This window comes from Paraburkholderia sp. Cpub6 (assembly GCF_014201065.1).
Taxonomy (GTDB): domain Bacteria; phylum Pseudomonadota; class Gammaproteobacteria; order Burkholderiales; family Burkholderiaceae; genus Paraburkholderia; species Paraburkholderia tuberum.
On the sequence record NZ_JACHDM010000007.1, the window covers coordinates 167,274 to 192,243 of the forward strand.

Here is a 24,970-nt window from a genome sequence, read left to right on the forward strand (position 1 = left end):
TGGACGACTCCATGACTTCCCGAACCGGCGCGACTGAGCGACAGATCGGCCGCTATCGGGTCGAACGGGTGCTCGGTCGCGGCGCGATGGGCACGGTCTATCTCGCGACCGATCCGCATATCCAGCGCGAGGTAGCACTAAAAACGATTCGCACCCCGTCACTGAACGACGGAAAAGACACGGCGGAGCCATCCGGTGCGGAGCTGACCGCACGCTTTCTCAACGAAGCGCGCGCTGCCGGCCGTCTCGTGCATCCGCACATCGTCGGCGTGTTCGACTACGGCGAGGCGCAAGGCGTCGCGTTCATCGCGCTCGAATACGTACGCGGCGAGAACCTCGCGCAACGGCTCGCGCAGCACGCCCGCGATGGCAGCATGATGCCGTTGCTCGATGCGCTCACGTGGTTCGCGCAACTGCTCGATGCACTCGCTTATGCGCACGAACTCGGCGTGATCCATCGCGACATCAAGCCCGCCAACCTGCTGATCGCGCCGCGCGGCGAATGCAAGGTGACCGACTTCGGCATCGCACAGCTCGATACAGGGCGCCTGACGCAGGCCGGCATGATGATCGGCACGCCAAGCTACATGTCGCCGGAGCAGTATGCAGGCGCGGAGATCGACCCACGCAGCGACCTGTTTTCCGCCGGCGTCGTTCTGTACGAGATGCTGAGCGGGCAATGCCCGTTTAGCGGCGCGCCAACCGCCGTGATGCATCAGGTGATGAACGAGATGCCGCCGCCCCCATCGACGCATGTCACAAGCCTGCCCGCCGAACTCGATGCCATGGTGCTGAAGGCGCTCGCCAAACGGCCAGACGACCGCTATGCGTCCGCGCAAAGCTGGCGCAACGCCTTGTTGACGCTGCACGACTCGTTCATGGCGCGGCTCGATCCCGACCATACCGTCGTGCGCGCGCAGCCTTTGCGCCAGGCGCTTGCGCCAGCGGCGGGGGCTGCCAGACCAGACTGGCCACCCGAGTTTCTGGCCCAGCTGGAGCAACGGCTCGCCAGCCACGTCGGCCCCATTGCCTCGCTGCTCGTGCGGCGCGCCGCATCGCATGCGACCGACTCGCAAACACTGGCGGTTCGGCTTGCGCGCCATTTGTCCAACGACGCCGCTCGTCGTGAGTTCGATACGCTGCTCAAGCAGCACGTGATCGCTTCGGACGATGCATCGAAGCGCAGCACGCTGCCCATCGAATCAACATCCGCAGCGTGCATGCCGCTCGATGCCGAGCACGTCGAGGCCGCTGCGCGGCGGCTCGCATCGCACGTCGGACCGTTCGCACACGTAATCGCCGAGCGGGCCGCGCGTGGCGCGGACGCAGCGACCTTCCGTGCGCGATTGGCCGACGCGCTGCCGGCATCGGTGGATCGCGAGGCTTTTTTGCGTGCCTTCGACGACCCGCCACCCTGAATCTCCCGGCTCGCGCCGCCGATCGATCGTCAGGCGGCCGCGATCAGGCGATCGATCCGTAACCGCAGCGCTACCGGCAATGCGGGCAAGCTTTGCCGGCCAACGATCTCAGTGTATGGAAACTTCGATGCCATCAGCCATATCACGCGATTCGCAATATCGACGGACTCGTGCATCGCTCGCTCTATGTCGGCCACGCGCGCGTGAGCCAACGTACGATCGACATAAGCAAGCAGGTCGGCGTCGTCGATCGTCATCGCCCGACTTCGACCCGAGGTGGAGCCGAACGTGCGGCCGGTCCCGCGCCGCTGTCGAAGCGCGCGCCAATGCTTTGCCGCGCGCGCGACAGGCGGCTCATGATCGTGCCGATCGGAACATCGAGCACCTGCGCGGCTTCGGCGTAACTCAATCCTTCGAACGCGACGAGCAGCATCACCACGCGCTGAGCCTCGGGCAAGCGCCCGACGGCGGCGATGATCTCACGGCTCAGCAGCACGTCTTCGGGAGAACGCGCGGCGGGATCGGAGACGGCTAGCAATGCGTCATCCCACTCGACACTCGCCCGGCCTCGTACGCTGCGTGCCCGCAATTCGTTGAGCCACGTGGAATGGATGATCGAGAACATCCAGCTGAGCGGCACCGTGCCGGGCTGCAGTTGATGCGCCCGTTCGAGTCCGCGTACGCACGAACGTTGCAGCAGATCTTCGGCGTCGTGCTGATTGCCGGACAGGCGCAACGAGAAAGCCCACAATCTGGGCAGCAGTCCGGGTAAAAGATCCGGCAAACTCTCAACGACAGTGGTGGACATGGTTGAGTGGCCAATTTCGAGTAGAGCCCTTGAACGACGGCTCGACGTGCCGCTTGAGGGTCACGTCGTAACACCGATCACATCAGGAACAAGGCCAGACAGAATTTCTCTGGACCGGTTGATTGGTCTCTTCGCCGAGCAGAGGTTTGGCGGATCTGACGCCACCTCTTTATCTGGGACCGTTGCATGGAGTTCGTCAACGGCTTGAACGCGGATACTTGCAGAATTGCCAAAGGCAGCGCCGCTCCATTTCGATTTTGACCGAACGCGTGCGCAGGGGATGTTTATCCAAAAACCACTGTTGCGACCAATCGTTTGTGGCTATGACCTCGATTACGAATCGCGGCTCACGGGTCGCCGTTTACTGAATAGAGCGAAACAACGACCAGCGAGGTCATCGTTTCGTTTCACTACGACTCTCCTGTCATACCCCGTCACGCAAAAAACCGGCAGAACTTGACTCCGGACGCCGTCACGCGGAATGGCCCGCACTGCGATCAGATCGCGCCGCGCTCATGTACGCGCATCCCTCGGCTTCGCATGGGGCGCATCGTTAAGCGCGAACAACGCGTCCACGCTCCTGTTCGAGATCCGCTGTGCGATCGACTGGAGATCGGTTGAGTCCGGTTTGCCGATCAGCGCATAGACAAGATCGTTCTGCCGCCACGATACGACGGTCATGCCGTTCAACTGCTGTTGCGCGATCGCCTGGTCCGGTCGCGCGTCCTTCATCACACACAGCGCAACCGGCGCGCCGTGGTCGGGCAGATAGACGATCTGGACCAGCGGCTTGTCGTTGAAGCGCAGGCGCGCGACTGCCTTGAACGACAGCCCCGCCTCCCGCAAATCCGGCACACGCAATGCAATGCCGTCGACGTACCGGATCGCCGTGACGGTCTTCGCCGACGCGCCGAGGTCGGGCGTGATGTCGGCAACGGTATCGCGTGTATAGAGCCGTTGATAGCCCACCGCTGCATGGATCCACGACGTCGCGTCGTTCGACGCGACAATCGCGCCGCCACTGCCGGGCACGCCCAGCCATGCAGGTCCAAGCCGCATCGCGAGGCCCGCGCAAAACGCACCGGCGACAAATGCCGCGGCAAGCCACAGCCGCGCCTGCGGCTTTCTTGCGGGTATCGGCTCATGGGATGCGTGATTCGATTCGTCGCGCTGTGCGGCGCTCGCCATTGCTTCGATACGACGCTGCAATTCGCCCGGTAAAGGCGGTAGCTTCTGCGTTGCAAACGCCTCGCGATAAGGGAGCTGCGACGCGCGCAGCAGATCGACGCTCTCCTGCAACTCAGGCGAAACCGCGAGTTCCTTTTCGATCGACGCCGCCTCGGACGGGTCAAGTTCGCCATCGACATACGCGATCAATTTACTGTCGTCGGGTCTCATAGGACGATAGGCTTAAAGGAAGTTGAGCACGATCAGCATTCGCCTGCAACGCGCGGGTCGGGCACCGCCCGTTCGTCATCAAATTCTATGATAACCGTAGTTGCGCGTTGTTCGCAGGTCGTACGCAGCGCGCGGATGAAGCGTGGATCACTGGCCAGGACTTGCTATTGCCAACCGTTTTCTCAGGCGTCGCTCCCGAAACCTCGCGGTAGAGACGACATTCAATGACCATTCGATCCGGCAACGGCCTCCTCCCGAGTTCGGCGATTGAACGATACGCTATACGTCGACGACCGCGCGGCCAGCAACGGATCGGCGGATGGCGCGATGCCATCGGGCAGGATGGTCGGATCGAACGTGATGTCGCGACAGGGACCATCGATCTGCGCCTGCGCGCGATCGATGACGATCGTGCCCACGTCGACCCGCTCGCGTTGCGGTGAGTCGATCCATTGCCGCGTCGAGTCGTCGATCGGATCGCCGGGCATCGCGACGTTCAGCACCAGATGCCAGCGCAATGGCCCCTTCGCGAGTTGCGTCATCAGAGCGTGCGACAGAAAGTCTGGATCGCTTTGCGCGCGGGCTTCGACAGGACGCCAGGGACTGTCCGGCACCACCTCCCAACGCACGAAACGCTTCGCGCCCTGCGCATCCGTAGTCTGGAACGAACTGATACCGAAATAGGCCGCGTTGTCGAAGCGGGACGATGGCGGGTGCAAGCGGACCCATTCGAGAAACGCGCGGGCCTCAGGATGGCCGTCGAGAAACGCCTGCATTTTTGCGGGGTTCGTCTGACCGGTGTGCGGATCCAGCGCTTCCGCCTGAAGCTGTTCGAATAGCGCCTGCGGCGTGCGCACCGCGAAAATCGGCGTCGAATTCATCGCGAGACGCCATTGCTCGCCGCGCGGCAGCGCGATCAGCAACGCGAAGCTGCGCACCAGGGCTTCGCCGTCGTCTTGTTGCGGATTGCCGCCGGGCCTCGACAGTCGCCCGACGACGGCGTAGCTGCGGCGTTCGAACACGCTTGCGCGCGATACCGACGCGCCGTTGCCGTTGCTGTCGAAGTGTCCGGTGATGCAGATGCCCTTCGCGTGGTTGCGCCGGAAGCCCGGGTGCGGCGTCGTCGTCGCTTCGAATGCATCGACGATCCGCTGCGAAGTCAGGCGCGGCGGGAACCATCCGGCGCACCAGACGAACAGCGCCAGCAGTAACATAGGCGCCGCGAAAACCGCGAGCCAGCGCAGCAGCAAGCCATGGCCTCGCTGGTGATCAGCCCGACCGGGCATCGTCATTCGGGTTCGTGCGGCCGATGGTGGTCGACACCTGGCCGCCGTAAAGGCGTTTGCCGAGTGCTTCGAGATCGACGCCGCCGTGCTCGCCGATCAGCGCATAACCGAGTTGGCCGCGCCGCCACGCCACCACGTCCATGCCGTCGACGCGATCGCGCGCGGGCGCCGCGTCGGCCTTCGCTTCTTTCAGCACGCATAACGCGACGGGGCCGCCATGCTCCGGCAGGTAGACGATCTGCACGAGCGGTTTGCCACGAAATCTCAGGCGCTGCACGCGCTTGAACGAGAGCCCTTGACTGCGCAGGTCGGGAATCTGCAACGCCAGATTGTCGTATTGACGAATATTGGCGGCGGTGGCGGCGGTCGCGCGCATGTCGGGTTGCAACGAGGCGACGGTGTCGCGTGTGTAAAGCTGCTGATAGCCGGCCGCCGCAGCGATCCACGGCGACACGCCCGGATCATTCGATGCCGTCGTGATGGCGCCGCCACCGGTCAGTTGCGGCAACAGACGGAACGCGATGCCGCAGGAGAACACGCCCACGACGAACGCCACCGCCAGCCACGGCAATGATGCGCGCGGCTTCAGCCGATGCACATTGCCACCGGACGGGATCGATGACTCACCGCTGGTCGCGGTATCGATTGCGTCGGCGGCATTGACCTCGCTTTGTGCGGACGAACCTGCGAGGTGCTGTCGAATCAATTCGTCGACGTTGCGGCGCAATGTCTCTGGCACCGGCGGCAACGCCTGCTGGCTGAATGCTTCCGCGTACGGCAATTGCGACGCCCGCAGTATCGACAGGCGCGATGCCACGTCGTCCGACTTGCCGATCGCGCTCTCGACATGTGCGCGTTCGTCGGGCGGCAATTCTCCGTCGACGTACGCTAACAGGGTGGTGTCGTCGATCGTCATCACACTTCTCGCTCGCTGCTGGATGAGCGCGCCGCCGTGGCTTCACGATTGCCGAATTGCGCCCCAATGGTCTGCCGCGCGCGGGACAGGCGGCTCATGATCGTGCCGATCGGCACGCCGAGCGCCTTGGCGGCCTCGGCGTAACTCAGGCCCTCGACGGCCACGAGCAGCATGACGATCCGTTGTGCCTCGGGCAGACGGTTGACGGCCGCGATAATCTCGCCATTCAGCAGGTTCTCTTCCGGCGTGCGCGCATCGGGATCAGCAACGGTCTGCAGAAAATCGTCGTCCCATTCCATGCTCGAGCGGTTGCGCACGTTGCGCGCTCTCAGCTCGTTGATCCAGGTGGAATGAACGATCGAAAACATCCAGCTCAGAGGAGAAGTGCCTGGCTGCAATTGATGGGCGCGTTCGAGTCCGCGGACACAGGCCCGCTGGACGAGATCCTCGGCGTCGTGCTGGTTGCCGCACAGGCGCAGCGAGAACGCCCATAATCGCGGCAGCATTCCCGGCAGTTGACTGGGCAGACTCTCAACCTCTGCTGTTGGCATGATTGACTGGCTAATGGCGGCTTGATGGCGGCCGGGCTGGCGGCCAACGACTGGCCAATTCCGGCTGGTTTCCCCAAGCCGTATTGTGCAACGTTCGCAAAATGTTTGCCCACGCGCGGCAATCGGCTCGCAAACATCATCCGCGGCAATGAGCGTCAGATCGGCGAAGCACGCGGCCTGCGACTCAAAACCTGATTCATATCTTCGGCCCGATGTTGCGCCACACTTGAGACCGCATCAGGGCGGGGCCACCGACGAAATGCCGGAGGCCCGCTGGCGACAATCTCGCGAAGCTCTCTCACGACGGCGCCGGTACGGCGCACGGATTGCAGGCTGTTGCGATCGAGTCGTTTAAAGCTGACTCATGCCACCATCAGCGATGATCTCCGTGCCGACGATAAACGCCGATTCGGGTGACGACAGATGCAAGACGGTGGCGGCGATTTCCTCGGGCGTGCCGAAGCGTCCCAGGGGAATCTGATTGAGAATTTGAGCGGCAGTGGCTTCGAGGGTCGCTGCATCCATGCCGAGCTTGCCGTACAGCGGCGTTTGCACCGGCCCGGGGCTGACTACATTCACGCGCACGCCGCGCGGCAATAGCTCCGCGGACAAGGTCTTGGCCAGCGAGATCACGGCAGCCTTGCTGGCCGCATAAACGGATGAACCCGGCATGCCGATGTGCGCGTTTATCGAGCCATTGATCACTACCGAAGCACCCTTATTCAAATACGTCAGCAGCGACTGGATCTGAAAATAGGCGCCCTTGACGTTGGTATTGAAGCTCGCGTCCCAGAGCGCTTCGTCCACGTCAGTGAAAGGCGCAAACTTTGCAGCGCCCGCGTTGATGAAGAGCGCATCGAGCTTGATGCCCGCCTTGCCGATCGCATTGGCGAGTTCGCGCGCCGCCGCAACCGAGCCTGTGTCGTTACGAACTGCCACCGCGTCCGCGCCAAGCACCCGTCTAGCCTCTTCGAGAGCCGCGCTGTCACGGCCCGTGATGACGACTCGCGCACCTTCCGCGGCGAACGCCTTTGCTGCGGCGAGACCGATCCCGCTGCTACCGCCAGTGATCAATACAGATTTGCCATGAAATCGAGCCATGTTTTTCTCCAATGAGTCAGGTGAGTTACTGCAATTCAATGATGCGCCGCTTCAATTGAAATGCCGTACGATCTGGGCGATGCAATCGTTCGAGATTATCGAACATTTGATCAGGCGCTCGCGTGGTCCGTGCGGCGTTTTATAACGATTAACCGCCTCGATGCTGGGTTTAAACGACATTTTCTGGTTATCGGCGGTGATCTTTATCGCGATCATTCCGCTGATCCGGCTGACCAAGCCGCGCAAAGGTGCCGACGCAGGCGCAGCGGGAGCCGCTGGTCATTGATTGGCGCGCCGAGTGGCTCCGTGAGCAACTCCATCCGGCGCAACGCCAGAAAACACCGAGCCCCAGCCCTTCATGCACGCCTTCGGACGCACCGGTACGTCAATTCGGCGAGCCACCGCACAGGCACGGAAGGACGGGGTGGTCGTGGGCCAGGTCAGTCTAGCCAGCCGCGCAGCCGCGCGTGATCGAGAAAGCGATAGACGTCGGGCGCAAGTTCGGACGTGCTGAAAAGCCGTTCGAGTTCGCCGATGATGTCGTCGAGCTCGTGTTCTCCGTCGCAACGCGCGAGGATCGCGCCGGCGCTAGTGTTGAGCTTCACCATCCCTTCGGGATAGAGCAGCACGTAGGCGTCCTGCGCCGCTTCCCACTGCAGGCGGAAGACGCTCCGCAGGCGGGGGCGCAGCGGCACGCCGCTATCGGCGTCACGCGTGTTCATAGGGGTCAGGCCTTTTCGACCGCATCGAGGATCGACCAGAGAATATCGAGTTTGAACCGCAGGAGATCGAGCGCGCGCTGCTGCGCCGCGGGCGTGCCCGGCGTGGCGAGCGCCGCCCGCGGCGCCACTACGGCACTGCGGGCGGCATGCCGCAGCCCGCTCAGCGATTGGCGATATACATCGTGACTTCAAAGCCGAAACGCACCTCGGCGTACGACGGAGTGATCCATTGCATGGCATGTCTCCTTGTTTGCGATGGGACGGAAGAACCGCACTCGATGCGCGGCCGTTCCCTTCAAAGCAAAGGACATGCCGATGTCGCCACGCGAGGCTCGTTTGGCTCGCGCACAAGCCTTCGCCTGGGTATGGGCACCGACATCGTCAATTCGCTGACGTAAGCGGGACAAACGCGTCGCCATACGACGCGCTCGGGAGATGGGCAGTGTTGATTTTTGGAGCACCACTGCTGCGGGATGCAACAACGGTGTGACAGCACGTGGGCGAAACAGAAGTGCTGATGAAAGCCGCGCGGTGGGTTCAGAAGTCGTCCGCCTCACGATCCGGCTCGACCGCGGGCATCTTGCGATAGATCGTGTTGCGCGACACGCCGAGCTCGCGCGCGGCCGCCGAAACGTTGCCGCCATGCCGCGCGAGCGCGGCGGCAATCACCGACACGGTCACGTCCTGCAGGCGCGCGCACTCCGGCACGAACGCATTGCCCGAGCCCGGCGTATCCGCCGCGCCGCTCGACGAAACGCCGCGGCGCAGATCATCGAAGAAGTCATCGGGCAAATGCTCGCGCCGGATCTCGCCGTCCGCGTCGACCATGGCCGCCGCGGTGCGCAGCAGGTTGCCAAGCTGCCTGAAGTTGCCCGGCCATGGACAGCGCTCGAACATCGCCATGACATCGGGTGCGACGTGAAGCGGCCGTCCGCTCGCGCTGGCGATCGATTCGCGCAGCAAAATCTTCTGGATCACGACCGCGAGGTCGGTACGGTCGCGCAGCCGCGGCAGACGCACCACGAGGCCATTGAGCCGGTAGTAGAGATCCTCGCGGAAGCGGTTTTGCGCGATCATCTCGCGCAAGTCCCGGTGCGTCGCGCAGATGATCGCGACGTCCACCGCAATGCTCCTCGTCGAGCCGAGCGGGTTGACGACGCGTTCCTGCAGCACGCGCAGCAGCCGCACTTGCAGCGAGTACGGCATGTCGCCGATCTCGTCGAGAAACAGCGTGCCGCCGTTTGCCTGCAGCAGCTTGCCGATCGCGCCTTTGCGCCGCGCCCCGGTGAATGCGCCCTCCTCGTAGCCGAACAGCTCGGATTCGATCAGCGTCTCGGGAATCGAAGCACAGTTGACCGCCACGAACGGCCCGGCGCAGCGCGGCGAATCGTTGTGGATCGCCTGCGCGAGCAGTTCCTTGCCCGTGCCGGTCTCCCCATTGATCAGGATCGGAATGTCCTTGCCGATCACCCTCCTGACCTTCGCAACGACCGCGGCGACCTGCGGGTCACCCGTGTCGAGATAGCTCAGACGCGAGAGTCCGGCGGCGGCCTGCGGCGGCTCCTCGCGCGCCACCGCGCGGGCGCCGTCGTGCACGGCGACCGGGCGGCTGCCCTCGGCCAGCGATGCCCGCCTGAACTGCACGCGCGCGCAGACGACCGCGCCGCTGCTCAGATTGAGCATCAGGTGCGGGTCGAGGCTCACGCGCGCGCGATCGATCAGTTGCGCGCGCGTGGTCTGGAACAGCGACGACAGCGTATGCGCGCGCAGCCCGGCGAGCGACATGCCGAGCTGGAACTGGGCACTGCGATTGGCCGACAGAAAGCGTCCGTCGCTCGTGAACGCCACGATGCCTTCCATCAGCGTGCCCAGAAACTCCGGACGACTATGGAAGGACACTTGCAGCGTTTCGTGAAAGGTGGTCGTAAAGAGATGATTCTCGATCATCTGCACCGACATTTTGGCGAGCGCCATCGTGTGCTGATGATAGCTGCGGTAGTCGCCCGTCACGTCGAGCACCCCGATCGCGTCGCCATACGGATCGAGAATCGGCACGCTCGAGCAGGTCAGGAAGCGGTTTGCCGCCAGGTAGTGCTGGTCGCCGTGCACGACCATCGCGCAGCCCTCGGCCAGCGCCGTACCGATTGCATTGGTGCCCTGGCGGTCCTCGGCCCAGTTCGCGCCGGGCCGCAGCGCGACTTTCTCCGCGCGCGCGAGGAAGTCGTCGTCGCCGATCGAATGCAGGATCAGCCCTTCGGCATTGGTCAGCACGATCATGCTTTGCGTGTCGGCGATCTGCTCGTGCAGCGACTCCATCACCGGCATCGCATGCGCGCACAACACCCGGTTCTGCTCGCGTTTGAGCACGAGACCCGCGTTCGAAAGAACCTCGTATTCCGGCCGCGCCGACGCGCACAGACCAAACGTTTCGGAGCGTTCGTGCGCTTTCTGAATTGCCGGCACGGGAAAGTCATTGGACCGTACGGCAGTCTGAGCCACGGCCCGGTGAACGTCATCGCGCATTGTCTCCCTCCTGGAAAGCCTGGTACCTTGCCAGACTTTTCTCCGTCCTCTTAAGCAAGCTCCGGGCCATCCATTTCAGCGACAGCTTCGCCCGCGATCCTGGCGTCGCCCTCGACCCGAGCGATGCGCGCCGGCGCTGCAACTGTCCTGTTTCTCAACACTCCATCGCCCGGCGTTGTACCGGGACGCAACACATGGAGCGCCCTGCGCGCGATATGTGCCGCCGCACGTTTCAGGCGTGCCGCCCTTTCGGACTCGCCCACAAAAATGGCATGTGACTTGCAGTAAAGGCACCGCAACCGGATCGACACGGAACAAAGGGGCGACGCCTCTCCCGGCACTGCATCGACAAACACTCAGGAGACGACCATGAAGAACCGTTCGCCCGCCGCAGGCCGGCTGGCTGTCCTTGGAGCGAGCATCGCGATCGCGATGGCACTGAACGCGGCTGCGGTGCACGCCGCCCCGGACTACCCCGCCGTGACCTACGAGCGCCTCGCTCAAGCACAGAGCGACCCGGGCTGGCTCACCTACTACCGCAGCTATAGCGGCCAGTCACATTCGCCACTGAAGCAGATCGATGCATCGAATGTCGCCGGGCTCAAGGAGGCCTGGAGCTATCAGTTCCCCGCGGAACTCAAGCAAGGCTTCGAAGCAACCCCGATCGTCAACGGCGGCTACCTTTTCGTCAGCACGCCAAAAGACAACGTCTATGCATTCGATGTCAGGAGCGGCACGAAGCTCTGGAAATACGAGCCGAAGCTCGGCGCGGAATCGTTCAGGACCGCATGCTGCGACGTAGTGAATCGCGGCGTCGCGCTGTATGGCAAGAACGTCTACGTGGCCATGCTGAGCGGCGAGGTAGCCGCGATCGACGCGCAGAGCGGCAATGTCGTGTGGAAGAAGCAGATGTTCGAACCGGGTCTCGGCTACGCGTTCTCGCTCGCGCCGCTCGCGCTCGACGGCGCGATCGTGGTCGGTACATCAGGCGGCGAGTATGGGATTCGCGGCTATATCGCCGCACTCAATCCCGACGACGGCTCGATCATCTGGAAGCGCTATACGATCCCGAATGCCGGCGACAAGGGCGGCGATACGTGGCCCGACGGCATGCAGGAACATGGCGGCGGCGCGGCGTGGCTGACCGGCACCTACGACGCCGCCACGCGGACGCTGTACTGGGGCGTCGGCAATCCGGGACCGTGGCTCGCCGCGCTGCGTCCCGGCGACAATCTGTACTCCGATTCCCTGCTCGCGCTCGATCCGAAGAACGGCGACCTGAAGTGGCACTATCAGTACACGAGTAACGACACGTGGGACTACGACGGCGTCAACACGCCGGTTCTTGCCAACATCAGCTACAAGGGCAAGCAGTATGACGCCATCATCCATGCCGACCGCAACGGCTTCTTCCACGCGATCGACCGCAAGACCGGCAAGCTGATCTACGCGGAGCCGTTCGTCAAGGCGCTGTCGGTGACGGGCTATACCGCCGACGGCAAACCAGTTCAGGACGCCAGCCGGTTTCCCAAGGCCGGCACGACGATCAACACCTGTCCGAGCTTTCTCGGCGGCAAGAACTGGTGGTCGACTTCCTACGATCCCGAGCGGCACATCGCGGTGGTGCCCTCGCTGCATGCGTGCATGAGCCTGTCCGGCAAGTCGGTCAGCTACATGGAGGGTCTGCCCTACCTCGGCGAAGGCTTCGAGATCCAGCCTGAACCGGGCAGCCAGGGTTATGGCGAGCTTCAGGCCATCGACGTCAATACGGGCAAGAAGCTGTGGGGTCACTGGACCAGGATGCCCTGGAACGGTGGCGTCGCCACCACGGCCAGCGGCCTCGCCTTCAGCGGCTCGCTCGACGGCCATCTGTACGCGTTCGACGTGACGACGGGCAAGGTGCTGTGGGAGAGCCCGCAACTCGCGAGCGGCATCGTCGCGCAACCTTCCGTGTTCGAAGTCGACGGCAAGGAATACGTGGCCGTGCTCGCGGGCTACGGCGGTGCGAATCCGATCTGGGGCGGCCCGATGGCCGACGTCGCGAAGGACGTTCCGCGCGGCGGCACGCTGTACGTGTTCGCGCTCGATCGCAGCTAGGCGCAGCAACCGCACCCGCATCGTTCTGACCATCCGGCCTTCGCAGCCGCATCTTTCCGCGCCCGCACGCAGCCCATGCGGGCGCGGTGTTCCCGCCATCACAGGAACGCACCATCATGAACATTCGATTCACTCACCTTGCTCTCGCCGGCGCGCTCGTCGCCGGCGCCGCACATGTTGCCGCCCAGGCGGCCGCGCGGACGTCGTCCAGCGTCCGCGTGTGCACGATGCCCGGCAGCCCGTCGGCCGAGCTGGACAAGTCCGTTGCACGCGCGGTGTTGAGCGCGGCGGGCATTACCGCGACATTCGCGCCGCGCGGCATCGACGACGACGGCGGCGACGACGGCATCTCCGCTCGCGAGCTCTCGGCATCGCTGCAGCGCAACTGCGACGTGATCGCAGGCTTTCCGCGTTCGAGCGTGGCCGACGGCTCCGACTCGCACCTGCTCTTTTCCGGGAGCTATCTGCACTCCGGTTACGTCAGCGTCACGCTGCGCGGCGCCCATGCGGCCAACACCCCGGTCACGGCGCCGGACGGCAAGATCACCATTGCCGCCACCTGGTCGAGCCCGTCGCAACTGATCGCGGTCCAGCAGAAGAACGCGCGCTTCGATCTGGAAACCACCTCCGAGCTGACCGTCGACGCCCTCGCGAAAGGGCGCGCCCAGCGCGCGATCGTCTGGTACCCGGCCGTGGTGGCGTATCGGCATGCGCACCCGCAGCAGCACTTCGACGTTGCCGTCGCCGAGTCGCTCTATGCCGACTGGAATCTGGTGTTCGCGTCGGGGCCCGACACGCAGCCACTGCAAAAGCGCATCGATGACGCGCTCATGCGTCTGCGCAGCGATGGCCGGCTCGCAGCGCTCACGCGCAACTGGGCGCTGCCAACCACCCTCGCGAGCGGTTCGGCGACCGCGGCCAGCACTCACGCGAATCTTGCGCGCTATCTCGACGGCCCGACCCAGGCGCCGCCGCGTGCGGACCTATGGCGCGTGGGCGGCATGCCCGCCGCCGGCGGCTTCATCAAGGTTGCGGCGACGACCGGGACACCGTCGTTCGATCACGATCAGGTCACCCACGGTGAACATCTGTATGCCGATTCGTGTGCGAAATGCCACGGCGAGAAGCTCGAAGGCAACACCGCGCCGTCGTTGATCGGACCGGCCTTCGCGCCAGCGGCGAACTCGCATCTGACGATCGGCGGCATTTACCAGTACATGTCGACCAACATGCCCGCGGATCATCCCGGCAAGATGAGCGACGAGGAGTACGCCGATCTGATGGCCTTCCTGCTCTATACGAATGGCTACGACACCGGCAGCGCGAAGCTGACCGCGCAAGCCGCGCAATCCTCGACCACACCGCTGAACGCCGGACCGCGCCACTAACACGTTGCTTCGCACCGCATTACGACGCCACGCCGCTTCAATCGAATGCGGCATGGACGACCCATTTCTTTTCTCAGGGCATCATCATGATCTCTCGCAACCGCAGACACTTCATTCTCCAGGCCGCGGGCCTGTGTGCCGCGCTCGCCAGCGCCGACCTCGCGTTAGCCACGCCGCCCGCCGTCGATGAAAACGACGCCACGGCCAGTTCGCTCGGCTATCGTGGGAAAGCGGGCAGCGTCGACGCCGCGAAGTTCCCCAAGTACCACGCGGGCCAGAACTGCGCGAACTGTCGTTTCTACACTGGCGCAGCGGGCGACTCCGCCGGACCGTGCCCGATGTTCCCCGGCAAATCGGTTGCCGCCGACGGCTGGTGCAACGTCTATGCGCAACGAGTTTGAGCGCTGGTCCGTGGGTGCGCCGCGAAGCGGCGCACCCACGACGGCAGGCGAAGACACGTCGCCCCTGGACCCTTCGCTCGCTGATTCGATGCGATAGCTGAACGACGTTCGAGCTCTGCTAAGCTACAGTCCGCCGCACCTATTCTTAGTCTCCCGAACAAACCGCGAGATCATTTGAACCGGAGAAGATGGATGTCGACGCCCTGGCTGGGGCGCTGCCTGTGCGGCGCGGTGCAATACGAAGCTCGCGGTGATTCACTCGCGCAACTGATCTGCCATTGCCGCGATTGTCAGCGCGCGTCAGGTTCCGCGGGGTTGCCGGTCGTCGTAGTGAGAGCCGCCGGCTTTTCGTTCAAAGGCGACGTCAGGCCTTATACGAAGATCGGCGGCAGCGGAATGCCCACGACGCGCAACTTCTGCGCTCATTGCGGCAGCCTGCTATTCGCTACGCCGCATCATGCGCAGGACATCGTGACCCTCTATGCCGGCACGCTCGATGATCCTGCGCGGTTCAAGCCCGAATTCGTTCAATTCGCGTCCGAACGCCATCAACTGGATGCCCACCAGCCTGACATTCCCCACCATCTGCGAAGAGCGCCCTGACCGGTGCAATCAAAGATGCCGTGTTTGCACGGGCGGATTGCCCCAGTCGTCGTGCAGCCCATCGCGATAGGTGACTGGCGCATTCAACGCCGCATCGAGATCGAGTTCATCGAGGCACATGATGTTCACGTTGATATACGGATACCCTGTGCCGTTTGGCATATCGATGCGATCGAATACGTGGACCCCGCAGCGTTTGCAGAACGGGTGATGCGCAACCGCATTGTGCCCCTGATATTCGCTGAGCGCGGCTTCATCCGAAAGAAGGCGAAAATCTTCCCGGCGAACCTGCACGTGCCAGAATCGCAGCCTGCTGCAGTAGCTGCAATTGCACTTCGACGTGCCCTCGTCGAAATCGATGCGAGCCTCGAACTTCACGAATTGGCAATGGCAACTTCCGAGGTACGTGCGCAACATGGGGTTCTCCGGGGTTGAGGGCCGCTGCCATTATGGACGGCACGACTTCGCGCTGCCAATGCACGAGCCGTCGCAACCCTCGCAGTAATGGCGGTCGCGCACCGCGCGATCCACGCGCCAGACGTTCGCCGCAACCGGCGCCGCCGTCCCCGCCGAGCGCCCGTTTTCCCGCGCATGAAACGTCGGCTCGCCCGCCTTGCCGCGGCGAATCGCTTCATCGATGTCCGGCTCGCCGAACACCGCTTTCAGTTCGGCCACGAACGCCGCGATCTCCGGCATCGGATGCCCGGCTGGCTTGCGCACTCGCATGTCCATGAACCCGCCCCCAAAAAAAGTGCCTGTTCGCTATCTCATAAAACCATGTAGGATACTGTATATCCATACAGGTATTTTCGCAAATGACAGCCGCCCTGCCAGCACCGGAAGCCATTCACCCGTCCTTGTGGCGGGCGTCCCAGCTTGGCGCTGGCCGCGGCCGCAGCGTCGATACCGGCTATCCGGCCCTGTCGGCGGAGTTGCCCGGCGGTGGCTGGCCGCTCGGCGCGCTGGTCGATCTGCTCGTGCAGCAGGCCGGCGTCGGCGAACTGCGGCTGTTGCAGCCGGCGCTCAGCGCCGTCGGCGAGCGTCCGCTCGTCTTCGTGCAACCGCCGCATACGCCGGACGGCCTCGGGCTCAACTACATCGGCCTGTCGCTGCAGCAGGTGCTGCGGATCAATGCGCCGAAAACCGCCGACGCGCTGTGGTCCGCCGAGCAGATCCTGCGCGCCGGCAGTTGCGGCGCGCTGATCTTCTGGGCGCAGTACGCGCAGGCGTCCTCGCTGCGCCGTCTGCATCTGGCCGCGCAGTCGTCGGAGACGCTTTTCATCATGGTGCGGCCGCTCGCCACCGCGCAGGAGGCATCCCCCGCGCTGCTGCGGCTCGCGCTCAGGCCATCGGCCGAAGGCCTGACCATCGACATCGTGAAACGACGAGGGCCCGCTCGCGCAGAGCCCCTGTCGATTCCCCTTCAACCCACTCCCGTTCTGCTTTCCCGACATGCGCGTCTTTCTCGCCGTTCATCTGCCAAAGTTGCCGCTCGAGGTCTTCAGACCGAAGTGGTCGCCTGAGCCCGCGCATGGCTGCGCGGTGCTGGAGAAAGACAAGGTGGTCATGGCCGACCCCGCCGCGCGCTCGGCAGGCGTGCGTCCGGGCATGAAGCGCGGCGGCGTGCTGACGCTGTCGCCGCAGACCGAGATGTATGAGCGCGATAGCGGCCGCGAAACGGCGGCCCATCGCGAGGTGGGTATCGCGCTGATGCGCTTCTCGCCCGAAGTCGCGCTGCTCGATGAGGCGACGGTCGTCGTCGAGATCGGCGCGAGTTTGCGGCTCTTCGGCGGCCTGCTCGCGCTGTGCCGCGATACGAAAGCCATCCTCGACGCGCTCGGCTTCACCGCGCGCATCAGTGCCGCGCCGACCGGCCAGGGCGCGTGGCTGCTCGCGAAGTTCGGCAACCGGCGCGTGCTGAAGCTCGCGTCGCTCGACCAGCGCCTGTCCGCCCTGCCGATGCTCGCCGTGCCCGAAGTCCGCCCGTTCGCCGACTGGTTCACGGGCCTCGGTTGCGAGCGCATCGCCGATCTGCGCCGCCTGCCCCGCGCCGGCTTGCAGCGCCGCTGCGGCGAACATCTGCTCGACTCGCTCGACCGCGCGTTCGGGACCGCGCCCGAACTGTTCGACTGGCTCGAACTGCCGCCCACGTTCTCGGCGCGCATCGAGATGCCGGACCGGCTCGAACACGCGGATGGCGCGGTGTTCGGCGCGCAGCGCCTGATCGTGCAACTGTGCGGATGGCTGTGCGCAAAACAGCTCGCGCTCACCGGCATTCGCCTGTCGCTCGAACACGAGCGCGGACGCGCTGCGATCGAGCCGACCACGATCGACGTCGCACTCGGCGAGCCGACCTGGCGCGAAGAACATCTGATGCGCCTGCTCAAGGAGCGGCTGCATCGTATCGAGCTCGCCGCGCCCGTGATCGCGTTGCGGCTCGACGCGTCGAACGTCGAGTCGGCCGCGCCCGCGTCCGACTCGCTGTTTCCCGAACCGGGCGGCTCGCAGGAGGATCACGCGCGGCTGCTCGAACTGCTGGTCGCGCGGCTCGGCGAAGAGAACGTGCTGAAACCCGCGCCGAGCGCCGATCATCGTCCGGAGATCGCGAACCGCTGGCTGCCGGTGTCGCAGCCGGTCAAGCCCGGCCCGCTGCCGCAGAATCTGCCCCGCCCGACGTGGATGCTCGACACGCCCGTGCGTCTGCTGATGCGCCAGCACCGCCCGTTCTATGGCTCGCCGTTGCGCATGGTGTCGCCGGGCGAGCGCATCGAGAGCGGCTGGTTCGACGGCGAGCTCGTCACGCGCGACTACTTCGTCGCGCAGGCGGACGACCAGAGCTGCTACTGGATCTACCGCGAGCGCGTGAGCAGCCGCGACGCGGAAGAAGAGCAACGCTGGTTCCTGCATGGCCTGTTCGGCTGATATGCGCGGATGAGCGGCCATGGACACCACCTTCACGATGCTGCCGGCGTATGCCGAGCTGTTCTGCTTTTCCAACTTCACGTTTCTGCGCGGCGCGTCGCACGCTGAGGAACTGGCCGGGCGTGCCGCGCAACTCGGCTACTCCGCGCTCGCGATCACCGACGAATGCTCGCTCGCGGGAGTCGTGCGCGCGCATGTCGCGGCGAAAGAAGCGAAGCTGCCGTTTATCGTCGGTTCGTATTTCCGGCTCGTCAACGCCGATGGTTCGCCGGCGTTCGGGCTGATCCTGCTCGCCCGCAACCGCAACGGCTACGGCAATCTGTCCGAGCTGATCACGCTGGCGCGCATGCGCGCGCCCAAGGGCGAATACCGGCTCACGCCGCAGGATCTGTCGCGGCCGGAGAAGGAGTATCGCCACCTGCTCGGCATGCCCGACTGCCTCGCGATTCTCGTGCCGGATTTCCCGGCCAGCGAAGACGCGCTCGATGCGCAGGTCGAATGGCTCGACGAAACGTTCACGGGCCGCGCATGGGTCGGCCTCGTGCTCCATCAACGCGCGATGGACGACCTGCATCGCGGCGCGGTCGAGTTCGTCGCGCGCAGCCGCGACGTGCCCGTCGTCGCGCTCGGCGAAGTCGTGATGCACGTGCGCTCGCGCAAGCCGCTGCAAGACACGATGACCGCGATCCGGGTCGGCAAACCGGTCCATCAGTGCGGCTATGATCTGGCGCCGAACGCGGAGCAGCATCTGCGCTCGAGGTTGCGGCTCGCCAACCTGTACCCGCAAGACGCGCTGGCCGCGACGGTCGACATCATGAGCCGCTGCACGTTTTCGCTCGACGAGCTGCGCTACGAGTATCCCGACGAGCTGGTGCCGGCCGGCCATACGCCGGCCTCGTATCTTCGTCAGGAAACCTATGTCGGCGCGCAGCGGCGTTTTCCCGCGGGGATTGCGCATCACGTGCAGCAGCAGATCGAGCACGAACTCGAACTGATCGCGGACCTGCAGTACGAGCCGTATTTCCTGACCGTCTACGACATCGTCCGCTTCGCGCGCAGCCAGCACATTCTGTGTCAGGGGCGCGGGTCGGCCGCGAACTCGGCGGTCTGCTATTGCCTCGGCGTGACCGAGGTGGACCCCGCGCGCGGCAACATGCTGTTCGAGCGCTTCATCAGCAAGGAGCGCGGCGAGCCGCCCGATATCGACGTCGACTTCGAGCACCAGCGGCGCGAAGAAGTGATCCAGTACATCTATCGCAAGTACGGCCGCGACCGGGCGGCGATCGCGGCGGCGGTGTCGACCTATCGTCCGCGTGGTGCGCTGCGGGAAACGGGCAAGGCACTCGGCGTCGATCCGCAGATCGTCGACGCGGTCGCGAAGTCGCATCACTGGTTCGATACCAGTCGGGATCTGCTCGCGCGTTTCGCGGAATCCGGCCTCGATCCGAACCAGCCCCTGATTCAGGCCTGGGCGAAGCTCGCCTCGCAACTGCTGAATTTTCCGCGCCACCTGTCGCAGCATTCGGGCGGCTTCGTGATCAGCCGCGGCAAGCTCACCCGGCTCGTGCCGGTGGAAAACGCGGCGATGGCCGACCGCTCGGTGATCGAGTGGGACAAGGACGACCTCGAATCATTGGGCTTGCTGAAGGTCGACGTGCTCGCGCTCGGCATGCTGTCGGCGATCCGGCGCACCCTCGACCTCGTTTCGGAACAGCGCGGAGAACGTTTCGAAATGCAGGACATCCCCGCCGAGGATGAGGCGACCTACGCGATGATTTCGGCCGCCGATACGGTCGGCGTGTTCCAGATCGAATCGCGCGCGCAGATGAGCATGCTGCCGCGCATGCGGCCAGAGAAGTTCTACGATCTCGTCATCGAAGTCGCGATCGTGCGGCCCGGTCCGATTCAGGGCGGCGCCGTGCATCCCTATCTGCAGCGCCGTCAGGGCTTCGAGCCCGAGACCTATCCGAGCGACGCGTTGAAGACCGCGCTGGGCCGCACACTCGGCGTGCCGATCTTCCAGGAGCAGGTGATGCAGGTGGCGATTCTCGCGGCCGGCTTCACCGCCGGCGAAGCCGACCAGCTGCGACGCGCGATGGCCGCGTGGAAACGCAAGGGCGGACTCGAAAAATACTATGACCGCATCGTGCTCGGCATGCAGGAGCGCGGCTACGACCAGGCCTTCGCCGAGGCGATCTTCGAGCAGATCAAGGGCTTCGGCGAATATGGCTTCCCCGAAAGTCACGCGGCCAGTTTCGCGCTGCTGGTCTATGCGAGCAGCTGGCTCAAGCGTCACGAACCCGAAGCCTTTCTCGCCGCGATGCTGAACAGCCAGCCGATGGGCTTCTATTCGCCGTCGCAACTGGTTCAGGATGCGCAGCGGCACGGCGTCAAGGTGTTGCCGGTCGATGTGACGATCAGCGGTTGGGACTCCTCGCTCGAACACCGTGCGGGGGCGACGCGCCCCGCCGTGCGTCTCGGTCTTTCGCTGCTGCGCGGCATGAAGGACGGCGCCGCCGAACGGATCGAGAACGCGCGCGCGGTTCGCCCGTTCGCGAGCGTCAACGATCTCGCGCGCCGCTCGCAGCTCGACCGCAAAGACCTGCATGCGCTCGCGGATGCGAATGCGTTGGCAGCGCTCGCGGGAAACCGCCGCGAAGCGCTGTGGCAGTCGGTCGTCGCGGTGCCGGACAAGGATATGCTCGCGGCCGCGGCGACTCAGGACGAAACGCCCGAACTGGGCGCACCGAGCGAAGCGAACGACATCGTCGCCGACTACCGTTCGCTCGGCCTGACGCTCAACCGCCATCCGCTGGAACTGCTCCGGCCGCAGTTGCTCGCGAACCGGCTGATGCCGGCCTCGACGCTGCGGACCTATCGCGACGGCCGCCTCGCGCGCGGCTGCGGACTGGTGACGGTGCGTCAGCGTCCCGGCACGGCCAAGGGCGTCGTGTTCGTCACGCTCGAAGACGAGACGGGCAACGTCAATGTGATCATCTGGCCGAGTCTGCTCGAAAAACAGCGCAAAGAAGCGTTGGGCGCCGCGCTGCTCGCTGTGTACGGCACATGGCAGTGTCAGGGAGAAGTACGGCACCTCGTCGCGCAGCGGCTCGTCGACATGTCTCATCTGCTGGGCGAGTTGCAGACGACGAGCAGAGACTTCTGCTGACGCGAGCGCGCAAATGCGTATCATCGGAACAGCAAACGGAGGCATCCATGTGCTATTCGGCTCAGATTCTGGCGGACTACCGGCGCTACGTCCGCATGTTCGGCGCGCACATGAGCATCGAGGAATTCGCGCGTCTTTTCTTCGAACGCGCAGAGGACGGTCAGGCCAGGATTCCCAAAGCGATGGAAGACGCCTTCTCGGAACCGCAGTCCGACGCGCAACGGGAAGTCTGGGCGCTGATCGAGCGCTTCAGATCGCAGCAGACCGTGAAGCTCGAACAGGAACTGTTCAAACAGCGCACCCGCTTCGCCGATGCCGAGCGCTCTTTGCAGACCAAAGCCACCAAGGCGGCGACCGAGAGCAAACGGATCGCGAAAGACAAGATCGACCGCACGCTCGAGCGACTCGACGACCTCGGCCGAACCGCTCCCCAAGCAAGCGACTCGCGCATCTTTCCAGGCTACTACGCGCCGGTGATGGTGATGGAGAATGGCCAGCGCGTCGTCAAACCGATGCGCTATCAGTGCCGCCTGGCCGGCAAGCCCGCATCGTACGACACCCGCTATCCCGGCACGTACAACGCTCGTCGGGACAGTCTCGAAAGTTTCTGGAAAGCGCTATTCGGCTATTCGCATGGACTCGTGCTGGCCAGTTCTTTCTATGAGAACGTCTCGCGCGCGCGAATGGAAGGCCGCGAACTGGCGCCCGGCGAGAAAGATGAAAATGTCCGGCTCGAGTTCCGGCCCAATCCGCCTCACGACATGCTGGTCGCATGCTTATGGTCCCGCTGGAGCGGCAAAGGCGAGCCCGATCTATTGTCCTTCGCGGCCATCACCGATGATCCGCCACCCGAGGTGGCCGCTGCCGGCCATGATCGCTGCATCATTCCGATCAAACCTGAGCATATCGACGCGTGGTTGAATCCCGATCCGCGCGATCTGGCGGCGTTGTACGCGATTCTCGATGATCGGGACCGGCCGTTCTACGAACATCGGATCGCGGCCTGAATACAAGACGCGGTTTCGCAGGCCGCGCGAGACGGTGTCGGATCATCCTTGCAATCTTCGCGCAGTAACATATTCTGCGTTATGGATGTTCATCGGCTGGCGAAGAATACCCGGTTGCAGAGGTCCGCCAACAGGCGCGATTCGGACCCCATCAATCATCGAAGCGCCTGCGCAGCGGGCCCGACACGATCCACACCCTCGGGTTGCGGCTGCAAGCACAGGAGACGTCGGTATGGGCAAACATCCCGCGGCGGACGCTTCGCAGCAGACCGCGCTCGGCAGCGACGAACTTCAGCTGATCGACGCGTGGTGGCGCGCATGCAATTACCTTTCGGTCGGCATGATCTATCTGCTGGACAACCCGCTGCTGCGGGAGCCGCTGAAAGTCGAACACGTCAAGTATCGCCTGCTCGGACACTGGGGCGCGAGCCCGGCGTTATCGTTCGTCTGGGCGCATCTGAACCGCGTGATCAAACGCGACGATCTCGACGTCGTCTTCATGGCCGGTCCCGGACACGGCGCACCGGGCGTGCTCGGCCCCACCTATCTGGAAGGCACCTACTCGGAGATCTATCCGGACAAGAGCGCGGATGCCGAGGGCATGCAGAAGTTCTTCAAGCAGTTCTCGTTTCCCGGCCATATCGGTTCGCATGTGACGCCGGAGACGCCAGGGTCCATCCATGAAGGCGGCGAGCTTGGCTACAGCCTGTCGCATGCGTATGGCGCCGTGCTCGACAACCCGGACCTGATCGTGGCCTGCGTGGTCGGCGATGGAGAAGCGGAGACCGGGCCGCTCGCCACCGCGTGGCATTCGAATAAATTCATCAACCCGGCCCGCGACGGCACCGTGCTGCCGATCCTGAATCTGAACGGCTACAAGATCGCCAATCCGACCATCCTGTCGCGCATCAGCAGCAGAGAACTGGAAGCGCTCTTTGTCGGCTACGGCTACACCCCGCATTTCGTCGAAGGATCGGATCACGCGGAAATGCATCGGAAGATGGCGCACACGCTCGATACCGTGCTCGGCGAAATTCGCGCAATTCATCAGCGGGCACGCGCGAACGGCAATCTCGAGCGGCCGCTCTGGCCGATGATCGTGCTGCGCACGCCCAAGGGCTGGAGCGGACCGAAGCAGATCAACGGGCACAAGGTCGAAGGCTCGTGGCGCTCGCATCAGGTGCCTTTTTCCGATGTGCGCAACAACTCCGCGAATCTCGAAGTGCTCGAAGAATGGATGCGCAGCTACCGGCCCGCCGAACTTTTCGATGCCGAGGGCCGGCTGATCCCCGAACTCAAGGCGCTGTCGCCCCAAGGCCCGCGCCGCATGAGCGCCAATCCGCACGCGAACGGCGGCGTGCTGCGCCGCGAACTGAAGCTGCCCGACATCCGCGCGTACGCGGTGGATGTGCAGCACGCGGGCAAGGTGCTGCAGGAGAACACGCGGCCACTCGGCGAATTTCTGCGCGACACGATGCGCGCGAACATGAATACCTTCCGCGTGTTCGGCCCGGACGAAACGGCCTCGAACCGTCTGCAGTCGATCTACGAGGTCAGCAAGAAGGTGTGGATGGCCGAGATGCTCCCCGAGGACGAGGACGGCGGCGAACTGGCGCGCGACGGCCGCGTGATGGAGATGCTGTCCGAACATACGCTGATGGGATGGCTCGAAGGCTATCTGCTGACGGGCCGCCACGGCTTCTTCCATACCTATGAAGCGTTTGCGCACGTGGTGGATTCGATGTTCAACCAGCACGCGAAGTGGCTCGACATCAGCCGCAATCACGTGCCATGGCGCGCGTGGGTGTCGGCGGAAAACATTCTGCTGTCGTCGACCGTGTGGCGGCAGGATCACAACGGCTTTTCGCATCAGGACCCCGGCTTCATCGATCTCGTCACCAACAAGAGCCCCTCGGTCACGCGCGTCTATCTTCCGCCCGACGCGAACACGCTGCTGGTGGTCGCCGACCACTGTCTGCGCACCACCGACTGCATCAACGTGATCGTCGCCGACAAGCAGAAACACCTGCAATTCACCACCATCGACGAAGCCGTCGTGCACTGCGCCAAAGGCATCGGCGTGTGGCGGCGCGCGAGCAACGACGAGGACGCCGAACCGGACGTGGTGATGGCCTCGTGCGGCGACGTCGCCACCCAGGAAGCGCTGGCGGCGACGGCGATCCTGCGCGAACGTCTGCCCGAACTGAAGCTGCGTTTCGTCAACGTGGTCGACCTGTTCAGGATGCAGCCGGCCAGCGAGCACCCGCACGGCTCGACCGAACGCGAATTCGACAGCCTGTTTACGACCAATAAGCCGGTGATCTTCAATTTCCACGGTTACCCGTGGCTGATCCACAAGCTCGCTTATCGCTTTCGCAATCACGAGAATCTGCACGTGCGGGGCTACAAGGAGAAAGGCAACATCAACACCCCGCTCGAACTGGCGATTCTCAATCAGGTGGACCGCTTCAATCTGGTGATCGACGTGCTCGACCGCGTGCCGCGCTTGCAGGGCAGATCCGCGCATCTCAGGGAAGACATGAGGAACGCGATCGTCAGCAACCTGAACTATGCGCACACGCATGGCACGGACCGCGCCGAGGTCGCCGACTGGGTCTGGCCCTTCTGAACGTCACGCGCAGCACGCACCGAGGAAAGCA

The 24,970-nt window shown here is 64.3% G+C and carries 23 protein-coding genes and 1 pseudogene; 11 read left to right on the forward strand and 13 right to left on the reverse strand.

What is annotated here, in order from left to right:
• The first annotated feature begins 11 nt into the window (after positions 1-11).
• Positions 12-1,418: a serine/threonine-protein kinase gene (locus tag HDG33_RS15405; protein ID WP_184029566.1), complete on the forward strand. Its 1,407-nt coding sequence runs from the start codon at positions 12-14 to the stop codon at positions 1,416-1,418.
• 29 nt (positions 1,419-1,447) lie between these two features.
• Here the strand turns inward: HDG33_RS15405 and HDG33_RS15410 are convergent, their stop codons facing one another.
• The 6 genes from HDG33_RS15410 to HDG33_RS15435 form a co-directional block, all read right to left on the reverse strand.
• Positions 1,448-1,675 (reverse strand): hypothetical protein, encoded by a 228-nt coding sequence (locus HDG33_RS15410; protein WP_090804235.1) that lies wholly within the window; start codon positions 1,673-1,675, stop codon positions 1,448-1,450.
• Positions 1,672-2,226, reverse strand: a complete 555-nt coding sequence (locus tag HDG33_RS15415) for an RNA polymerase sigma factor (RefSeq protein ID WP_184029569.1) — start codon at positions 2,224-2,226, stop codon at positions 1,672-1,674. The genes HDG33_RS15410 and HDG33_RS15415 overlap by 4 nt, the downstream gene beginning before the upstream one ends.
• A gap of 513 nt (positions 2,227-2,739) precedes the next feature.
• Positions 2,740-3,624: an anti-sigma factor gene (locus tag HDG33_RS15420; protein WP_184029572.1), complete on the reverse strand. Its 885-nt coding sequence runs from the start codon at positions 3,622-3,624 to the stop codon at positions 2,740-2,742.
• A 221-nt stretch (positions 3,625-3,845) separates the two neighbouring features.
• A complete protein-coding gene (locus HDG33_RS15425; protein WP_184030016.1) occupies positions 3,846-4,910 on the reverse strand; it encodes a catalase family peroxidase in 1,065 nt (354 codons plus the stop codon).
• Positions 4,894-5,826: an anti-sigma factor gene (locus HDG33_RS15430; protein ID WP_184029575.1), complete on the reverse strand. Its 933-nt coding sequence runs from the start codon at positions 5,824-5,826 to the stop codon at positions 4,894-4,896. Before HDG33_RS15430 ends, HDG33_RS15425 begins: the two co-directional genes overlap by 17 nt.
• Positions 5,826-6,377 (reverse strand): RNA polymerase sigma factor, encoded by a 552-nt coding sequence (locus tag HDG33_RS15435; RefSeq protein ID WP_184029578.1) that lies wholly within the window; start codon positions 6,375-6,377, stop codon positions 5,826-5,828. Before HDG33_RS15435 ends, HDG33_RS15430 begins: the two co-directional genes overlap by 1 nt.
• Positions 6,378-6,401: 24 nt before the next feature.
• On the opposite strand from HDG33_RS15435, the gene HDG33_RS15440 reads away from it, so the two are divergent.
• Positions 6,402-6,572, forward strand: coding sequence for a hypothetical protein (locus tag HDG33_RS15440; protein ID WP_184029581.1), 171 nt, complete (start codon positions 6,402-6,404; stop codon positions 6,570-6,572).
• 156 nt (positions 6,573-6,728) lie between these two features.
• Here HDG33_RS15440 and HDG33_RS15445 read toward each other — a convergent pair whose 3' ends face one another.
• From HDG33_RS15445 to HDG33_RS15465, 5 genes and pseudogenes are all read right to left on the reverse strand, one after another.
• Positions 6,729-7,478 (reverse strand): SDR family oxidoreductase, encoded by a 750-nt coding sequence (locus HDG33_RS15445; protein WP_184030020.1) that lies wholly within the window; start codon positions 7,476-7,478, stop codon positions 6,729-6,731.
• A 440-nt stretch (positions 7,479-7,918) separates the two neighbouring features.
• A complete protein-coding gene (gene pqqD, locus HDG33_RS15450) occupies positions 7,919-8,200 on the reverse strand; it encodes a pyrroloquinoline quinone biosynthesis peptide chaperone PqqD (protein ID WP_184029584.1) in 282 nt (93 codons plus the stop codon).
• A gap of 5 nt (positions 8,201-8,205) precedes the next feature.
• Positions 8,206-8,295, reverse strand: a pseudogene (locus tag HDG33_RS15455) (pyrroloquinoline quinone biosynthesis protein C); the annotation flags it as partial.
• A gap of 65 nt (positions 8,296-8,360) precedes the next feature.
• Positions 8,361-8,435: a pyrroloquinoline quinone precursor peptide PqqA gene (pqqA, locus tag HDG33_RS38235; RefSeq protein WP_090805708.1), complete on the reverse strand. Its 75-nt coding sequence runs from the start codon at positions 8,433-8,435 to the stop codon at positions 8,361-8,363.
• Between the two features lie 302 nt (positions 8,436-8,737).
• Positions 8,738-10,723, reverse strand: a complete 1,986-nt coding sequence (locus HDG33_RS15465) for a sigma-54-dependent Fis family transcriptional regulator (protein ID WP_184029587.1) — start codon at positions 10,721-10,723, stop codon at positions 8,738-8,740.
• Between the two features lie 369 nt (positions 10,724-11,092).
• Here HDG33_RS15465 and HDG33_RS15470 point away from each other — a divergent pair, with 369 nt between their 5' ends.
• The 4 genes from HDG33_RS15470 to HDG33_RS15485 all read left to right on the forward strand — a co-directional run bounded on the left by HDG33_RS15470 (position 11,093) and on the right by HDG33_RS15485 (position 15,212).
• The gene (locus HDG33_RS15470) at positions 11,093-12,820 is read left to right on the forward strand and encodes a methanol/ethanol family PQQ-dependent dehydrogenase (RefSeq protein WP_184029643.1); all 1,728 of its coding nucleotides are present in this window, start codon (positions 11,093-11,095) and stop codon (positions 12,818-12,820) included.
• A 116-nt stretch (positions 12,821-12,936) separates the two neighbouring features.
• Positions 12,937-14,208 (forward strand): c-type cytochrome, encoded by a 1,272-nt coding sequence (locus HDG33_RS15475; RefSeq protein ID WP_184029646.1) that lies wholly within the window; start codon positions 12,937-12,939, stop codon positions 14,206-14,208.
• Between the two features lie 86 nt (positions 14,209-14,294).
• A complete protein-coding gene (locus tag HDG33_RS15480) occupies positions 14,295-14,609 on the forward strand; it encodes a high-potential iron-sulfur protein (RefSeq protein WP_184029648.1) in 315 nt (104 codons plus the stop codon).
• A gap of 192 nt (positions 14,610-14,801) precedes the next feature.
• Complete coding sequence (locus HDG33_RS15485) at positions 14,802-15,212, forward strand: GFA family protein (RefSeq protein ID WP_184029659.1); 411 nt, start codon at positions 14,802-14,804, stop codon at positions 15,210-15,212.
• A 9-nt stretch (positions 15,213-15,221) separates the two neighbouring features.
• Here the strand turns inward: HDG33_RS15485 and HDG33_RS15490 are convergent, their stop codons facing one another.
• Together HDG33_RS15490 and HDG33_RS15495 are read right to left on the reverse strand one after the other, a co-directional pair.
• Positions 15,222-15,629 carry a GFA family protein gene (locus HDG33_RS15490; protein WP_184029671.1) on the reverse strand — a complete coding sequence of 136 codons (408 nt, stop codon included), beginning with the start codon at positions 15,627-15,629 and terminating at the stop codon, positions 15,222-15,224.
• Positions 15,630-15,659: 30 nt separating this feature from the next.
• Positions 15,660-15,944 (reverse strand): hypothetical protein, encoded by a 285-nt coding sequence (locus HDG33_RS15495; RefSeq protein WP_090804206.1) that lies wholly within the window; start codon positions 15,942-15,944, stop codon positions 15,660-15,662.
• Positions 15,945-16,027: 83 nt separating this feature from the next.
• Here HDG33_RS15495 and imuA point away from each other — a divergent pair, with 83 nt between their 5' ends.
• The 5 genes from imuA (at position 16,028) to HDG33_RS15520 (ending at position 24,939) form a co-directional block, all read left to right on the forward strand.
• Positions 16,028-16,735 carry a translesion DNA synthesis-associated protein ImuA gene (imuA, locus tag HDG33_RS15500; protein ID WP_184029676.1) on the forward strand — a complete coding sequence of 236 codons (708 nt, stop codon included), beginning with the start codon at positions 16,028-16,030 and terminating at the stop codon, positions 16,733-16,735.
• A complete protein-coding gene (locus tag HDG33_RS15505) occupies positions 16,665-18,134 on the forward strand; it encodes a DNA polymerase Y family protein (RefSeq protein WP_184029679.1) in 1,470 nt (489 codons plus the stop codon). The genes imuA and HDG33_RS15505 overlap by 71 nt, the downstream gene beginning before the upstream one ends.
• 19 nt (positions 18,135-18,153) lie before the next feature.
• Entirely contained in the window at positions 18,154-21,303 is a 3,150-nt protein-coding gene (locus tag HDG33_RS15510) for an error-prone DNA polymerase (protein ID WP_184029682.1), read from the forward strand.
• A gap of 47 nt (positions 21,304-21,350) precedes the next feature.
• Positions 21,351-22,310, forward strand: coding sequence for an SOS response-associated peptidase family protein (locus tag HDG33_RS15515; protein ID WP_184029686.1), 960 nt, complete (start codon positions 21,351-21,353; stop codon positions 22,308-22,310).
• A 232-nt stretch (positions 22,311-22,542) separates the two neighbouring features.
• Entirely contained in the window at positions 22,543-24,939 is a 2,397-nt protein-coding gene (locus HDG33_RS15520; RefSeq protein ID WP_184029689.1) for a phosphoketolase, read from the forward strand.
• Positions 24,940-24,970: the final 31 nt, after the last annotated feature.